This is a genomic window from Pseudomonas sp. 8Z, assembly GCF_902506535.1.
In the GTDB taxonomy this organism is placed as follows: domain Bacteria; phylum Pseudomonadota; class Gammaproteobacteria; order Pseudomonadales; family Pseudomonadaceae; genus Aquipseudomonas.
The window spans coordinates 680,420-695,779 of sequence record NZ_LR733826.1 but is presented as its reverse complement, the minus strand read 5'-3'; the positions used below and the strand labels follow the sequence as shown (position 1 = coordinate 695,779).

15 protein-coding genes, 1 rRNA gene and 1 pseudogene are annotated in these 15,360 nt (G+C 57.4%); 12 read left to right on the top strand and 5 right to left on the bottom strand.

Annotated features, from left to right (window positions below; genetic code table 11):
- Window positions 1–1,155: a cell division protein FtsQ gene (locus AERO9A_RS12620; RefSeq protein WP_178111129.1), complete on the top strand. Its 1,155-nt coding sequence runs from the start codon at window positions 1–3 to the stop codon at window positions 1,153–1,155.
- 767 nt (window positions 1,156–1,922) lie between these two features.
- Window positions 1,923–2,038, top strand: a 5S ribosomal RNA gene (gene rrf, locus AERO9A_RS12615).
- A 176-nt stretch (window positions 2,039–2,214) separates the two neighbouring features.
- On the opposite strand, the gene queD is transcribed toward rrf, so the two are convergent.
- Window positions 2,215–2,571: a 6-carboxytetrahydropterin synthase QueD gene (queD, locus tag AERO9A_RS12610; protein WP_159972283.1), complete on the bottom strand. Its 357-nt coding sequence runs from the start codon at window positions 2,569–2,571 to the stop codon at window positions 2,215–2,217.
- Window positions 2,572–2,689: 118 nt separating this feature from the next.
- Window positions 2,690–3,769, bottom strand: a complete 1,080-nt coding sequence (locus AERO9A_RS12605; protein WP_159972282.1) for a patatin-like phospholipase family protein — start codon at window positions 3,767–3,769, stop codon at window positions 2,690–2,692.
- 157 nt (window positions 3,770–3,926) lie between these two features.
- On the opposite strand from AERO9A_RS12605, the gene AERO9A_RS12600 reads away from it, so the two are divergent.
- From AERO9A_RS12600 to AERO9A_RS22835, 7 genes and pseudogenes are all read left to right on the top strand, one after another.
- Entirely contained in the window at window positions 3,927–4,235 is a 309-nt protein-coding gene (locus AERO9A_RS12600; RefSeq protein WP_159972281.1) for a PepSY domain-containing protein, read from the top strand.
- A complete protein-coding gene (locus AERO9A_RS12595; RefSeq protein WP_159972280.1) occupies window positions 4,235–4,549 on the top strand; it encodes a PepSY domain-containing protein in 315 nt (104 codons plus the stop codon). Before AERO9A_RS12600 ends, AERO9A_RS12595 begins: the two co-directional genes overlap by 1 nt.
- Complete coding sequence (locus AERO9A_RS12590) at window positions 4,549–5,217, top strand: response regulator transcription factor (protein WP_159972279.1); 669 nt, start codon at window positions 4,549–4,551, stop codon at window positions 5,215–5,217. Before AERO9A_RS12595 ends, AERO9A_RS12590 begins: the two co-directional genes overlap by 1 nt.
- Window positions 5,214–6,527, top strand: a complete 1,314-nt coding sequence (locus AERO9A_RS12585) for a sensor histidine kinase (RefSeq protein ID WP_159972278.1) — start codon at window positions 5,214–5,216, stop codon at window positions 6,525–6,527. Before AERO9A_RS12590 ends, AERO9A_RS12585 begins: the two co-directional genes overlap by 4 nt.
- A gap of 551 nt (window positions 6,528–7,078) precedes the next feature.
- Window positions 7,079–8,398, top strand: a complete 1,320-nt coding sequence (locus AERO9A_RS12580) for a Na+/H+ antiporter family protein (RefSeq protein WP_159972277.1) — start codon at window positions 7,079–7,081, stop codon at window positions 8,396–8,398.
- Window positions 8,399–8,515: 117 nt separating this feature from the next.
- A pseudogene (locus AERO9A_RS22840) lies at window positions 8,516–9,043 on the top strand (cache domain-containing protein); the annotation flags it as partial.
- 75 nt (window positions 9,044–9,118) lie between these two features.
- Window positions 9,119–10,198, top strand: coding sequence for a methyl-accepting chemotaxis protein (locus AERO9A_RS22835; protein WP_372239678.1), 1,080 nt, complete (start codon window positions 9,119–9,121; stop codon window positions 10,196–10,198).
- Between the two features lie 173 nt (window positions 10,199–10,371).
- On the opposite strand, the gene AERO9A_RS12570 is transcribed toward AERO9A_RS22835, so the two are convergent.
- On the bottom strand, window positions 10,372–10,671 hold the full coding sequence (locus AERO9A_RS12570) for a PilZ domain-containing protein (RefSeq protein WP_159972275.1): 300 nt from the start codon (window positions 10,669–10,671) through the stop codon (window positions 10,372–10,374).
- A gap of 196 nt (window positions 10,672–10,867) precedes the next feature.
- Here AERO9A_RS12570 and rssB point away from each other — a divergent pair, with 196 nt between their 5' ends.
- Both rssB and rssC read left to right on the top strand, forming a co-directional pair.
- Entirely contained in the window at window positions 10,868–12,052 is a 1,185-nt protein-coding gene (gene rssB, locus AERO9A_RS12565; RefSeq protein ID WP_159972274.1) for a two-component system response regulator RssB, read from the top strand.
- A gap of 8 nt (window positions 12,053–12,060) precedes the next feature.
- Window positions 12,061–12,543 carry an anti-sigma factor antagonist RssC gene (rssC, locus tag AERO9A_RS12560; RefSeq protein WP_159972325.1) on the top strand — a complete coding sequence of 161 codons (483 nt, stop codon included), beginning with the start codon at window positions 12,061–12,063 and terminating at the stop codon, window positions 12,541–12,543.
- A 76-nt stretch (window positions 12,544–12,619) separates the two neighbouring features.
- On the opposite strand, the gene tal is transcribed toward rssC, so the two are convergent.
- Window positions 12,620–13,546, bottom strand: coding sequence for a transaldolase (gene tal, locus AERO9A_RS12555; protein ID WP_159972273.1), 927 nt, complete (start codon window positions 13,544–13,546; stop codon window positions 12,620–12,622).
- Between the two features lie 193 nt (window positions 13,547–13,739).
- Here tal and AERO9A_RS12550 point away from each other — a divergent pair, with 193 nt between their 5' ends.
- Window positions 13,740–14,036, top strand: coding sequence for a transcriptional repressor (locus AERO9A_RS12550; RefSeq protein ID WP_159972272.1), 297 nt, complete (start codon window positions 13,740–13,742; stop codon window positions 14,034–14,036).
- Here AERO9A_RS12550 and dusA read toward each other — a convergent pair.
- On the bottom strand, window positions 14,033–15,043 hold the full coding sequence (gene dusA / locus AERO9A_RS12545; protein WP_159972271.1) for a tRNA dihydrouridine(20/20a) synthase DusA: 1,011 nt from the start codon (window positions 15,041–15,043) through the stop codon (window positions 14,033–14,035). The two genes, AERO9A_RS12550 and dusA, sit on opposite strands and share 4 nt — an antisense overlap.
- Between the last annotated feature and the right edge of the window lie 317 nt (window positions 15,044–15,360).

The window sequence follows — 15,360 nt, the reverse complement described above, 5'->3', positions numbered from 1 at the left end:
ATGTCGAAGAAAGACTCGTCTCTGGCCCCGGTAATGCCCAGCGCCATGATGATTCGCCTGAGCCCACTGGCTGGCTGGGTGATGCTGGCCTTTATGCTCAGTGGTCTGGGGTTCAACCTCTGGGCCATGTTGGTCAGCGGCAAGGTGCAATTGCTGCCCGAAACGCCGAGCTGGGCCGATGTGCGCAGTGGTGAGGTGACGCATCGTATTGCCCGCGAGCTGACCGCGGTGCCCTTTGCCAAGCGCGCCGCTGATCTTGAGCGGGCGGCCAGTTGGCTGGCGATTGGCGACCTGGGCCCGCGTGTACGCCAGGGGTGTCCGGGCTGGTTGTTTCTGGCCGACGAGCTGCAAGTGCATACCCAGGCGCAGCACAATGCGCAGGCCCGCGCCGACAAGGTGCGGGCGCTCAACGGCTGGTTGGCTGGGCGTGGTATTGAGCTGCTGGTGGTGTTGGTGCCGGACAAGAGCCGGATCGCGGCTGAGCAGCTCTGTGGCCTGCCGCGCTCGCCAGCGTTAGCGCCGCGCGTGGCGCAGTGGCAGGGCAGTCTGCAGCAGGCAGGCATCGCCACCCTTGATCTGACCGCTACGCTGCAGCCGCTGGGCAGCGCGGCCTATCTGCGCACCGATACGCACTGGAGCGAAACCGGCGCCGCTGCTGCTGCGCAACGCGTCGCCAAGGCCGTTGCAGGGCTCGCCGTGACGCCAAGCCCGCTCAAACAATGGTCGCGCAGCGTTGGCGCCGAACAGGTTCGGCCAGGGGATCTGGTGCGGCTGGCGGGTATCGATTGGCTGCCTATTGCCTTGCAACCGGCAGTGGAGCGTGTGGCGGCCTCGCAATTCAGTGCGCTCGACGAGGCGGCCGGGGTGGAGGCCGAGGATCTTTTCGGCGATAGCCAACTGCCCAATGTGGCGCTGATTGGCACCTCGTTCTCGCGCAACTCCAACTTTGTCGGTTTTCTGGAGCAGGCGCTGGGCACCAGCCTGGGCAATTTCGCCAAGGATGGTGGCGGCTTCGATGGTGCGGCCAAGGACTATCTGCAAAGCCCGGCTTTCGAGCAGACGCCACCGCGGTTGTTGATCTGGGAAATTCCCGAGCGTGACCTGCAGACGCCCTTCGAAGATTGGTCCAGCCCAGACCAGCCTGGCGCTCACTAATATTCAGGTATCAACAACGGTTTTGCCTCTTCGAGGGACGGGCTGGGCAGGCTAAACCCAAAACACCCCGAACAGCCAACACACACTAGCCAATCCGCTATCGCGCCTGCCCCGACCAGGACCCATAAAAAGCTTCTTCGCGGAATCTTGGGAAAATCAGTATTGGCACCGGACTGGCAAGTTTGTGTGGATATGCTGTTATTTTCGCTGTTCAGGCTGCTTATCGGCATTCTGGTGACATCTCCCGTTTCGCCTCCCGGCGACCTTCTTTTGTCAAACGCCACAAAAGAAGGCAAAAGGTCTTGGCCCTGCCATCCGGCCCCGGCTTCGCCGGGGTTCGTTACTCGCTTCGCTCGCCCTTCGGGCCAGCCTTCGGCTGTTACTTCGCTTCGCTACGTTTCACTCCATCGTTGCTCCGAGGGCACGCTGCGAAGGGCCATCCCTGGCCCATCGCAGCTCTCGCGGCATCCATGCCGCTCAACCCTCTACACAACGATTCCACTCACCCTCCTGAAAGGGCCATTCGCGCGCCTGAAACTATTGGTTTAACTCAGTAGCCGCGTCGCCTGCTCTTGATTCTGATAGACCACTCCAAAGAGCCTCTGGGTTACTGCTGGTTCAGGCGCGTGCAGAGCCCGCCCAGGAGGGTGAGCGGAGTCGTCGTGGAAGAGGTCGAGCGACAGGATGTCGCGAGAGCCACGGAGGGCCATGGATGGCCCATCGTGGCGGGCCTCTGGAGCGGCGATGGAGTGAACGAACCCTCGCGAAGCGAGGGCCGGAGAGCGTTGGAACCACCTGATCCCATCCCGAACTCAGTAGTGAAACGACGCATCGCCGATGGTAGTGTGGTGCTTCACCATGTGAGAGTAGGTCATCGTCAAGCTCCTATACGAAACCCCAGATCGCGCAAGCGGTCTGGGGTTTCTTCTTTGCGCGCTGGAAAGGTCTGACGAGAAGCAGACCAAGGCGGCATAATCTGTGATGTCGCACTAGGTTCAGGCGCGTTGAACCAATAAAAAGGCCACCTCGAAGGTGGCCTTTGGTGTTTTGGCGTGCTGATCAATCGCCGCGGTATTCGCAACCGCTGGTGCAGGTTTCGTGGATACGCACTCGCGATAGTTCTGGCAGCAACGGTTTGACCTGTTGCCAGATCCACTTGGCCAGCACTTCGCTGGTTGGGTTCTCCAGGCCGGGGATCTCGTTCAGGTAGTTGTGGTCGAGCTGTTCATAGATCGGCTTGAAGATCGCCTTGATCTCGGAGAAGTCGCGAATCCAGCCGGTATAGGGGTCGACTTCACCTTCGATATGGATGGCGACTCGGAAGGAGTGGCCGTGCAGTCGACCACATTTGTGCCCTTGCGGTACGTGCGGCAGGCGATGGGCCGCCTCGAAGATGAACTCTTTGAACAATTCCACTGAACAGCGCTCGCGTAAATGATTCCGCCTGACTGGCGTTGAGTCGCACAGTTTAGCAGGTCTGACACGGTGGCCGCCTTATCACGGCAGCACTACAAGTTGAGCACTTCTGCTGACATCAGAGTGGTTGAAGGCGTTCTGCAAGGCGGCCACTCTCGACCAGCTCGAGAAACTCGTCACCCAGCCTGACGCTTTCGGCCATGGCCTGGCGCCAATAACGTTCGCGCCCAGCGTCATTACCCAGGTAGCGTTTGAAGTCCGTGCGATCCGGCAGTTTGCCGTGCGGCAGACTTGCCAGATATTCGCGTGACGGAGCAAGCAACACGACATCCTGCAGGCGAATGCGGTCACCACGACGCCAGGGCATGCTCTTGTCAAACCAGCCCGGTATCACTCGATCAGTGAAGTGCGGGTAGAGCACGATGTCTTCGCCGTGGTAGGGCAGGTCGAGGTGGTAGTCGAGCAGGCCACCATCGCGATAGACGCCCGGTTGCAGTCCGGGAATCTCACGAATCGCCTCCATGATCATTGGAATTGATCCAGAAGCCAGCAGAGCGTGGCGCAGGTTTTCCGCGGTCAGCGTATGGAAGTGCGAGCGAAAGTCATTGAGCTGCTCAAGAGGTGGTAACTGGCGAGCGTCGTGCAGGATGATGCGATCGAAATGGCGTGCCAGACGCTGTCTGGCCAACAGGTTATTGCCGATCACCGAAGACAGGCCCAGGCTCAGCTTGCCGCGGTGGTCATGCTGCAGCAGGCCATGGCTTTTAACCACGACGATATGCAGGCGGTAATGAGGGTTGCCGATGATGCTGGCGTCCTGATCTTCCAGCAACTCCTCAAGCATGCGCCTGCAACTGCTGGACACCTCTGCCATGCTTACGCCCTTGGCGAAGCGCTGTGAGGTGTAAAGCTCGCCCAGACGGCGGATACCTGCAGTTGGGTCGGGTAGACAGGCGCTTGCGAATCGCCAGGAACCAATCGAGGCACCTATCAGCGCGCGCTCGCGAGGTGCGCGCGCGAGCCAATCGCCGAACAGGGCCAGATCCAATCCCTGGATGCCCAACCCTTTCGGGCCTCCGGCAGCGCCCGGCAGAATGCCGACATCCTGTGGGCTCAGGCCTTGGTTGCGGATACGGGCCAGGGCTCGATGCCCGGCCTTGATAGTCAGGGCAGGGGATTTGATCTGTATCGCGCTCATCATGCTCTCCGCTCGGCAAGCTGGCGATTATAGAATGCCGGAGGCCAGGGCCAAGTGGCTTCACCCCATGAATGGGAGTGCATTGGCGATGATTCAGCTTGAATTAAGTGCTACCTCATAGAGTGGTTCCATCTTAATTAGCCGATGGAGCTTATGTATGAAACCTTCGATCTTACTTCTGGCCTTTGCCGTATTCATTGGCACCGTTACCATTGCCCAAGCCCGTGATCTGGGGCCGGACGAGGCGCTGCGGTTGCGTGACGCCGGCACCATCAAGTCGTTCGAGCAGCTTAACGAACTGGCCTTGGCTCAACATCCGGGTGGCCGCATCGAAGAAACCGAGCTGGAAGACGAATATGGTCGCTACATCTATCAGATTGAATTGCGCGACGCTCAGGGCGTGCAATGGGATCTGGAGCTCGATGCCAGCACAGGCGCCATTCTCAAGCATCACCAGGACGACTGATGAGTAGTATCCGTATCCTCTCCATCCTGACTTTAGTGCTAGGCGCCCTGAGTGCTGTACCGAGCGTCGCGCGTGACCTCAACCAGGACGAAGCCCTGCGTCTACGACGCGAAGGAGTCATCCTGCCCTTCGAGCAGATGATGAAAGAGCTGGAGCAGCAGCACCCTGGCTCCACTCTGCTGGAGGCTGAGCTCGAAGAGGAGGATGGCGTACTGGTTTACGAAGTCGAGATCCTCACGCCATCGGGCGTGGTACGTGAGATCGAACTGGACGCTCGCAATGGGAAAATCTTGAAGGATGAGGAAGACGACTGATGCGGCTGCTTTTGGTTGAGGATCATGTGCCGTTGGCCGACGAGCTCACGGCCAGTCTCACACGGCAGGGATATGCTGTTGACTGGCTGGCCGATGGTCGAGATGCGGCTTATCAAGGGGCGACGGAGCCTTATGACCTGATCATTCTGGATCTTGGTCTGCCTGGCAAGCCCGGGCTGGAGGTGCTGCAAGAGTGGCGAGCGTGCGGCCTGACCACGCCGGTGCTGGTGCTTACTGCTCGTGGTTCATGGGCTGAGCGTATCGAAGGCCTGAAAGCGGGGGCCGACGATTACCTGACCAAACCCTTCCACCCCGAAGAGCTGGCATTGCGCATCCAGGCACTTTTGCGCCGCGCGCATGGCCTGGCCAATCAGCCGCAGCTTGAAGCCGCAGGTCTGCAACTGGACGAAAGCCGCCAGTGCGTTAGTTCCGGGGGGCAGAACATCGATCTGACGGCCGCCGAGTTTCGTCTGCTGCGTTATTTCATGCTGCATCCTGGGCAGATTCTGTCCAAGAGCCACCTGGCTGACCATCTGTATGATGGCGAGACCGAACGTGATTCCAACGTGATCGAAGTGCATGTCAATCGTCTGCGCGGCAAGCTGGGGCGAGAGGTGATCGAGACCCGGCGTGGTCAGGGCTATCGCTTCACCGGAGAGCGTGGGTGAAGTCGATTCAACGGCGTCTGAGTCTGGGGCTTGCCGGCGCCTTGCTGGTTGTTGGTCTGGTACTGGCGCAAGCGAGCTTATGGGTATTTGACCGTGGCCTTCGTGCTTACCTCGAAGATGACCTTCAGGATGAAGCTCAGGGGCTGCTCGCCGCTCTGGAGCGTGGCCCAGCTGGGGTGCAGTTGGACGAGCGGCGCCTTGATCCGTCCTTTCAGCGGCAATTCTCCGGGCATTATTTCCGTATTGATTTCCCCGATCAGACTTGGCGTTCGCGATCATTGTGGGATCGCGAGCTGCTTAAACCCGATGATCCAGGCATGCATTCCGAACTGGGCGACGGCCCGCAGGAGCAGCGTTTGCTGGTCTATCGTGCTGATTACCGGCGTTATGGAGAGAATCTTACGATCAGTGTGGCACAGGACTATGCGCCGATTCTGCAAGGTTTTCGGCGCATGCAATGGCTGGGATTGGGGATGGGCGGGGCGGCACTATTACTGATCCTCATTGCTCAGCGCTATACGGTGCGACGCGCGTTGAGGCCTCTGGAGCAAGTACGCCAGCAGATTGCCCAGTTGCAGCAAGGGCAGCGTAGTGAGCTGGATGCTCAGGTGCCTGAAGAGTTGGAGCCATTGGTGGCGCAGATCAATCATTTGCTCGCTCATACCGAGGAGACACTCAAACGCTCACGTAATGCGTTGGGTAATCTCGGTCACGCATTGAAGACGCCGCTCGCCGTATTGATAAGTGTGGCGGGGCGCAATGAATTGAGCGCCTACCCTGAACTACGCGCCACGCTACGAGAGCAGCTAGAACAGATCGAACAGCGCTTGAGTCGTGAGCTGGGGCGTGCACGGCTGGCTGGAGAGGTGTTGCCTGGTGCACGCTTCGATTGCGCTCAGGAGTTGCCGGGATTGTTCGCTACTTTGGCGATGATTCATGAACATGCTCTCAACCTTGAGTGGAAAGCCCCTGATGGTTTGGTTGTGCAACGTGACCGTGAAGATGTGCTGGAACTGCTGGGCAATTTGTTGGACAACGCCTGTAAGTGGGCTGATAGCCGTGTACAGTTAGAGCTGGTCGAGCAGAGCAGCACGTTGCAGATCCATATTGATGATGATGGTCCGGGGATCGAACCCGCACGACGTGAAGATGTTCTGGGGCGTGGCACCCGCCTGGATGAGCAGGTTGCGGGTCATGGTTTGGGTTTGGGGATTGTGCGCGATATCGTCGAAGCCTGGGGAGGCGCGATTGCTTTGCAAGACAGCCCGCTAGGCGGGCTGAGAGTGATGATCACTTTGCCACGTCGCTGACGGTCACATGCTATTGGTAAAGGTTGGGATGAAGAAATTCTTGACCGCCGGGCAGGTCATGCCATTCCTCTCTGGAGCAATTATCGCCACTGCATCGGCGGCAGCCTGTTGCTGTCGATCGAGCTTACATGGGGCTCCGTCATCTGCATGCCAGAGCGGCAGGGGGTGATGCTCAGATCGATGATGCTAGTGCTCGATTGGCTTGTGTGGCCGAGTGCGGTCAGACGTTGACCGAGAAAACGCGCGACTTTCCTGATTGGCCATTGTTGCGGCTAGAGCCCGCGACCAATGCGATGGTCAACATACCGTTTCTCTCCTACAGAAATCACGCACGCTAGAACAGTGCCGAACGTCAGGCAAGGCACAGGGCTTCCCTCTCGTTGCAACTGCATTGGTTTATCACTTCAAAGCCTGTCGTCATGCAGCCTTCGATATTGCTGAAAGTGGATTATTTGCAGAGGAACTGGCCGTTTTGACATGTGTAGTCAGATTCGGCAGAGTACGCCGCTTTTTGCGGTCGATAGCCGCATTTGGAATGCTGGAGGCTTTTTATGAACGCTGTAATCGCTGCGGTTGGCATCATGCTGGCCCTGAGCCTCTGTCGGGTTCATGTAGTTGTTGCTCTTATCATCGGCGCATTAGCCGGTGGGTGGCTGGGAGGTCTGGGGATTGAAGCGACGTTGTCGGCTTTCAATCGGGGGCTGGGAGGTGGCGCAACGGTTGCGTTGTCCTACGCGCTGTTGGGGGCCTTTGCTGTCGCCATTGCCAAGTCCGGTTTGGCCCATGCGCTGACCGATAAAGCGTTAGGGTTGGTTGGTGGTCAGAAGGATGATGCCGGTAGCGTGCTCAAGTGGGTGATGATCGTATTGCTGTTACTTGTGGCCATCGCTTCGCAAAACATCCTGCCCATCCATATCGCATTTATCCCGTTGTTGGTTCCGCCGCTACTTTATGTGATGAGCAAGCAGCAGTCGGATCGGCGTCTGGTCGCGTGCGTACTGACTTTCGGGTTGGTTACCCCATATATGTTTCTGCCTGTCGGTTTTGGCAGCATTTTTCTCAATGAAATCCTCCTGGATAACGTCGCGCGCGCTGGTGGTGACGTGACGGGGGTGAACATCACCCATGCTATGACGATTCCGGCTCTAGGCATGTTGTGTGGATTGTTGGTCGCGGTATTTTTTAGCTATCGAGGCAAGCGTGTTTACGATCTGGAGAGTATCCAGCAGGCCGAGCGTGTAAAGACGCAATACAACCCCATGAGTCTGCTGGTGGCAGGTATCGCCATCGCGGCTGCTTTTGTTGTACAGCTCTGGCTGGATTCGATGATTGTTGGTGCGTTGGTGGGCTTCGTCATCTTCTCGGTGTCTGGTGTAGTGCGCTGGCGAGAGGCGGACAGCCTGTTCACTGAAGGTATGAAGATGATGGCCATGATCGGTTTCATCATGATTGCGGCGGCTGGTTTTGCTGAAGTGATGAAGGCAACCGGCGATGTGACGGCGTTAGTTGACGGTGCAGTCGAGCTGATCGGCCACAATAAGGCTGTTGGTGCGTTGTTGATGTTGTTGGTCGGGCTGCTGATCACCATGGGCATCGGCTCGTCTTTTTCCACGGTGCCTATCATCGCGGCCATCTTCGTCCCACTGGCTATGCAGCTCGGTTTCAGCCCGTTAGCCACCGTCTGCATCGTTGGCACCGCTGGAGCCCTGGGTGATGCGGGATCTCCTGCCTCGGACTCGACACTGGGGCCGACCGCAGGGCTGAATGTCGATGGCCAGCATAGCCACATCTGGGATAGCGTGGTGCCCACTTTCTTGCATTACAATCTGCCTCTGCTGGCGTTCGGTTGGGCCGCCGCTATGCTGCTGTAAAGGTGGGCCCCGCCGTTAAATTACCTCTGCTTGGAGGTCGCTTAACTCTTGGACGGAGCTGCCGATAGACGTGGTAGCTCCGTTTTTTGTGTCTGCCTGACCAAGAGGACAATAAGAATGCGCCTGACATTGAAGACCAAGGTAATACTGTTGGCTCTATTGCCAGTGATACTGTTTGCGCTGGTGTTGAGCGGGACGGCTGCCAAAGTGCTGCAGAGCTTGGCTGAGGGCGAGGTCGCTGAGACGCGTGAGCGTTTACTGGAAGGCAAGCGCAGTGAGCTGCAAAGCTACATTCAGATCGCTGTCGGCGCAGTTAAGAATCTCTACGACAATGCCAGTCAGGGGGATATGGCCAGCCGTGAGCAGGCTATCGCTATCCTCTCCAAGATCAAGTACGGCAGTGATGGCTATTTCTTTGGTCATGACTCCAACGTAGTGCGCTTGTTTCGCAGCGACAGTCCAGTGGATGTCGGCAAGAGTTTGAATGATCGGCGTGATGTGAATGGCGTGTACATCAATCGCGAGTTGGTCAATGTCGCGAAGAACAACACGTACTTCGTCAACTATTCCTCACCTTTGCCGGGTAACGAAGCGGTGCAAGTGCCTAAGCTTGCGTACAGCTACTACCTCCCCAAATGGGATATGGCCTTGGGTACTGCGCTCAATCTCGATGGGGTCGAGGCTCAGGTCGCGGAGGTGCAGGCAGCCATCGACAGGCGTATCAATACAATCCTCACCAGTATTTTGATTGTGGCAGCCGTGTTGCTGGTGATCTTTGGGGTAGTCGGTGTTTGGCTGGGCAATGCCTTTTTACGGCCACTGTTGCAGATCAAAAATAATCTAGATGATATCGCTGCAGGAGAGGGCGATCTGACGCGCCGTCTACCGATCGCCAGCCAGGATGAACTGGGCCAACTGTCCGGTTCCTTCAATCGCTTTGTCGAGAAGATCCATGGCCTGGTACGGCAAATTGCAGAAATGACTGGCCAGCTTACCGAGTTGGTCGGCCAGGTTTCTGCCCAAGCCCAGCGTTCCGAACAGGCGATGGCACAGCAGCGTCATGAAACCGATCAGGTCGCCACGGCTATCAATGAGATGTCAGCCGCCGCTCAGGAAGTTGCCAAAAGCGCGCAGGGTGCTGCCGAAGCAGCCCAGCAGACCGACCATGAGGGCCAGGAGGCCAAGCGCGTCGTTGATGGCAGCATTCAGAGCATTCACGCACTAGTGGCAGATATCCGCAGTGGTGGCGTTTCTCTCGATAGTTTGCAACAAGACGTACAGTCGATTGTCAGTGTTCTCGACGTGATCCGCTCCATTGCCGAGCAGACCAACTTGTTGGCACTCAATGCGGCCATCGAGGCGGCCCGTGCTGGCGAGGCTGGGAGGGGGTTCGCCGTGGTTGCTGACGAAGTACGTGCTCTAGCTAGCCGTACGCAGCAAAGCACACAGGAAATTCAGGGCATGATCGATCGTCTGCAGCAAGGTACACGCGGGGCTGTTACGGCTATGCGTCGTTCCAGCGATGCCGGTGAACTGACTAGCGAACAGGCGAATAAGGCGGGTGTTTCGCTGGATGCCATTGCGCAATTAATCGCTACCATCAATGCGATGAATGCGCAGATCGCTAGTGCTGCAGAAGAGCAAACGGCGGTGGCAGAAGAGATCAATCGCAGCGTGCACCAGATCGCCGGTGCTGTTGACAGCGTCGCCAGTGAAACCGAGCAAGGGGCGCTAACGGCGCGCAGTCTGGCGGGTTTGGGCGATCGCCTCAACGCGCTAGTGCGTCAATTCCGCATCTGACCTCATAGCCGCAGCGAGTGACTTTCTCAGTCAGTCTCTGTTGATCTGTTGCCTGCATCATTCGGGGTATATGCCCCATAAAAGACAATGCCCCTATCGATAGGGGCATTGTCTTTTAACTCGCTGAATCGTCATGCAGGCGCTGGGGATGGCCGCTTTTGTTGCCATTGGTTTCAGCGCATCGATAGGATGGCCAGGCCCAGAGATTGCCGTCCGTCGTCCAGTTCGGTCACACGAACCACCTCTGCTTCGGCATCCAGTCCGGACAATTCGTTGTGCTCAGAGGGGATATGGACGCGTACCTTAGCGCCCATCTCCAGCCTCACAGGCGCTTCGACCTGCATGCCAGTGCTCGAAAGATCGAGGCATTTTGCCGGTGTTTCGCCACCTGCGTGGTGCAATATGACAGGGGCCTCCAGCCGCATGCGGATGAAGTCGCGCTTCTCGCTGTACGCTCGATCGTTCTGACTCATGGATGGCCTTCCTCTTCTTGTGAACTGTCCCGCGGCACTTATACCCTTCGCCGATTTCCCCTGTAAAGCCGCCTAACGACGACCGGCAGCGGCTTGAATCGCTCGGCGGATGGGAGTACCGTCTGCTCCTGAAATCGCCTTGGTTCCTGCCACGGCTGCAACCCAATTGCTCCGGCGCAGTTTGCCTGGATTCCCCATGCACAAAACCAGTGCCACTTTGCTGATCATCGACGACGATGAGGTCGTACGCGCAAGCCTTGCGGCTTATCTCGAAGACAGCGGTTTCGAGGTATTGCAGGCGAGTAATGGCCTACAGGGCCTGGAGTTATTCCAGCAGACCAGTCCTGATCTGATGATTTGTGATCTACGCATGCCGCAGGTCGATGGTCTAGAACTGATCCGCCGCATCAATGCGCTGGGCATTGAGGTGCCTGTGATAGTCGTGTCCGGTGCGGGCGTGATGAATGATGCCGTTGAGGCTTTACGCCTGGGCGCGGCCGATTATCTGATCAAACCCTTAGAAGATCTTGCAGTGCTTGAGCACTCGGTTCGTCGTGCGCTTGATCGCTACCGTTTGCGCCAAGAGAACCAACGCTACCGCGAAAAGCTCGAAGCAGCCAACCGTGAGCTGCAGGCCAGTCTGCATCTGTTGCAGGAAGATCAGAATGCCGGCCGTCAGGTGCAGATGAATATGCTGCCAGTAACGCCTTGGCAGATTGATGACCTGAACTTCGCACACCAGATCATCCCATCGTTGTACTTGTCCGGTGACTTCGTTGACTACTTCCGCATCGACGAGCGGCGCATCGCTTTCTATCTGGCCGATGTTTCCGGGCATGGCGCGTCTTCTGCGTTTATCACCGTTTTGCTCAAGTTCATGACTACGCGTTTGCTCTACGAGTGGCGTCGTGCGGGCGCACTGCTGGAATTTAAGCCATCGGATGTGCTCGGTCACATCAACCGTGGCCTGATTAATTGCAAGCTGGGTAAGCATGTGACCATGCTCGGCGGCGTGATTGATCAGGAAAGCGGAACCCTGACGTACAGTATTGGTGGGCACCTGCCACTGCCAGTGATTTTTGAGAAGGGGCAGGCGCGTTATCTTGAAGGGCGAGGCTTGCCTGTCGGTCTGTTCGAGGAGGCCGAGTATGGCGATGAAATCATGGCCCTGCCTGATTCATTCAGCTTGACCCTGCTGTCCGATGGCATTCTTGACCTGTTGCCAGGCGATAGGCTCAAGGACAAGGAATTGGCGTTACCACAACTGGTTAGCCAGGCTGGCGGAACGCTTGATGGTTTACGTCAAGTTCTCGGTCTGGCCAATCTGGGCGAGATGCCGGATGATATCGCCTTGCTGGTGTTGAGCAGGAACCTTGCATGAACCCTGGGATAAGCCCCGGTCGTATCCAATTCGCAGAACAGGACGGCACTTTCGTCCTGAAGTTTGTCGGCGAAGTTCGTCTGACGCTTTGTTCGGCTCTGGATGCCACGATTGAAAAAATCTTCACTGCGCTGAATTTCTCGGCCATCGTTATCGATTTGACCGAAACGCGCAGTATCGATAGTACGACTCTCGGCTTGTTGGCCAAGTTGTCCATTCTCTCGCGACAAAAAGTGGGCTTACTGCCGACTGTCGTGACCACTCATGACGATATCACCCGTTTGTTGCAGTCCATGGGGTTCGATCAGGTTTTCAACATTGTTGAGGGGCCTGCACCGTGTCTTGAGTGTCTCGACGACCTGCCTTCACAGGATCAGTCCGAAGAGGTGGTGCGATCGAAGGTGCTAGAGGCTCATCGTATTCTTATGGGGCTCAATGAATCCAACCGTGCGGCTTTTCATGATTTGGTCAGCGCACTAGAACGGCACTGATTATCTGTGATTAACGAAAAGGGGCGCCTAGTTGGCGCCCCTTTTCGCTGCTGCTTTGGGCATGACGTCTAGCCGGTCAGGCTTGTGCGGCCAGTAGTGCTTCGAGTTTTTCCTGGTCGCGGGCGAACAGGCGAATACCTTCGGCCAGTTTCTCTGTTGCCATGGCATCTTCGTTCAAGGCCCAGCGGAAGCTGCTTTCTTCCAGGTTTTGGCGGGCTTGGCTGTTGGCGCCTGGGCGCAACTGGCGGCTTAATGCGCCGTTATCTTCGGCGAGCTTTTGCAGTAGATCAGGGCTGATGGTCAGGCGGTCACAGCCAGCCAGTGCTTCGATCTGACCGAGATTACGGAAGCTTGCGCCCATGACCACGGTGTTATAGCCATTGGCTTTGTAGTAGTCATAGATGCGGCTGACCGATTGCACGCCTGGATCTTCACTACCTGCAAAGTCGCGACCTTCAGCCTTCTTGTACCAGTCATAAATACGCCCGACGAATGGCGAGATGAGGAATATGCCTGCATCGGCGCAGGCTTGCGCTTGGGCGAAGGTGAATAACAGCGTCAGGTTGGTCTGTACGCCCGCTTTTTCCAGTTGTTCAGCGGCGCGAATACCTTCCCAGGTTGAGGCTATTTTGATCAGCACGCGTTCGCGACCGATACCGGCTTTTTCATATAGGCCGATCAGGCGCTCAGCGCGGCGCAGGGTGGCGTCTGTGTCGAATGACAGGCGGGCATCGACTTCGGTGGAAATACGACCAGGTATGACCTTGAGGATTTCCTGGCCAACGGCGACTGCGAAATGATCGCAGGCCAGCCCTAGATCACCTTGGCTGGCGCTGACGGCTTGTTTGAGCAGTTCTGCGTAGCGGGGTAGGGCTGCAGCCTTGAGCAAGAGCGAAGGATTGGTGGTGGCGTCCACGGGCTGCAGGCGCGCGATAGCGTCGAGGTCGCCGGTATCGGCCACTACGGTAGTGAACTGCTTGAGTTGTTCCAGCTTGGAGGTCATGACGAGGCCTTGTCGTGATGGATGCAGTGACCTTACCCGAGGCGCTGTGAGCGCTCAACGGCGAGCCACGTATAAACATTTACCTGTGTCAGTGGTACTTTTGGTCTGCTCGTTCGTCTTTGACTAAGACGGTGCGCAAAACGCGCCAGGGTCGGTGGAGCCGACTTCAGATGAGTAGCCAAGGAGCCCGAATATGTCGACCCAAACCCAGCAGGCTTGTTCCCTTGCTGATCCCATCGATAACCAGACGTTTCGTCAGTGGTTACAGGCTGCGGGGATGCGTTTCAGCATGCCTCGGCTCAAGGTTGTGGAGGCGCTGTACGGTGCCGATGCGCAGGGTGTTTCCAGTCGAGAGCTGCACCAGCGTTTGAGTGATGCGGGTGAGCCCCTGTCATTGGTCAGCGTGCGTCAGGTACTGCGACGCATGCAGGATCATGGCCTGGTGGAAGATACAGGGCAGAGCCGCTACCGGCTGATCACACCTGCTTAGTGTCCGCGCAGTAGCTCGGCAGCCTGATCCAGCAGACCCAGCGGGTCCTGCACTTTGTTCAGATCGGTCGATAGCAGTTGGCGGAAGCGGCGGGCGCCGGGGAAACCTTGGGCCAGACCGAGTATATGGCGGCTGATATGGTGCAGGCTGCCGCCTTCGCTCAGGTGCCGCTCCACATAGGGACGCATGGCGAGAAGAGCGTCCAGGCGAGTGATGCCGTTGTGTGTTGCACCAAATAGGCGCTGGTCGACTTGGGCCAGCAGGAAGGGGTTGTGGTAAGCCTCACGCCCCAGCATGACACCGTCGAAGGTTTGCAGGTGGCGTTCGCATTCTTCTAAGGTTTTGATACCGCCGTTGAGGATGATCTCCAGATCAGCGAAGTCCTGCTTGAGCTGGGCGGCGACGTCGTAGCGCAATGGTGGGATTTCGCGATTCTCCTTCGGTGACAGACCTTCGAGGATGGCGATACGGGCATGCACGGTGAAGCTGCGGCAGCCGGCATCACGCACCTGGCCTACGAAGTCGCACAGTTCTGCGTAGCTGTCACGGCCATTGATGCCGATACGATGTTTGACCGTGATCGGGATGCTGACGGCGTCTTGCATTGCTCTGACGCAGTCTGCCACCAATGCTGGGTGACCCATCAAACAGGCGCCGATCATATTATTTTGAACCCGGTCGCTCGGGCAGCCGACGTTCAGGTTTACTTCGTCATAGCCATAGTCTTCGGCCATCTTCGCGCAGATCGCCAGATCCTGTGGGCTACTGCCGCCCAGTTGTAAGGCAATGGGGTGCTCGCACTCGTTGTAGCGCAAAAAGCGTTCACGGTCTCCGTGAATCAATGCTCCGGTGGTGACCATCTCGGTGTAGAGCAGGGCGTGGCGGGACAGCTTGCGCAGGAAATAGCGGCAATGGCGATCCGTCCAATCCATCATCGGTGCCACGCAGAAGCGGCGGGACAGGGAATGGCGCGTGGTGGCTGGCTTTGAGGCTGACTCTAGAGGCATTTTTTAAAATCGGTTAAAGGCCAAAGTGGCTTGTTTTTGCCCGTTTTTGTGCATGTGCTGCTAAAGCTTAGCACTGCTAAATGGATTTTTAGCACTGATGGTGGGCGATGCGGGAACGATCACTCGGCGCGTGAACAAAAGCGGGTAGACCACGGTTCAGATTCGGCTGTGCCGCAAAGGGTCATAGTCTACCAAGAAAGCCAGTCCCTCGACCGTAGCCGGTTGCTCGCGCTTGGATGATGAGGAGAGGCCGACTGGCGTTGCTAGGCGCTCTTGAAAAGGCTTCGCGGGAGGATGTGTCGCTCAAGAAAATCATT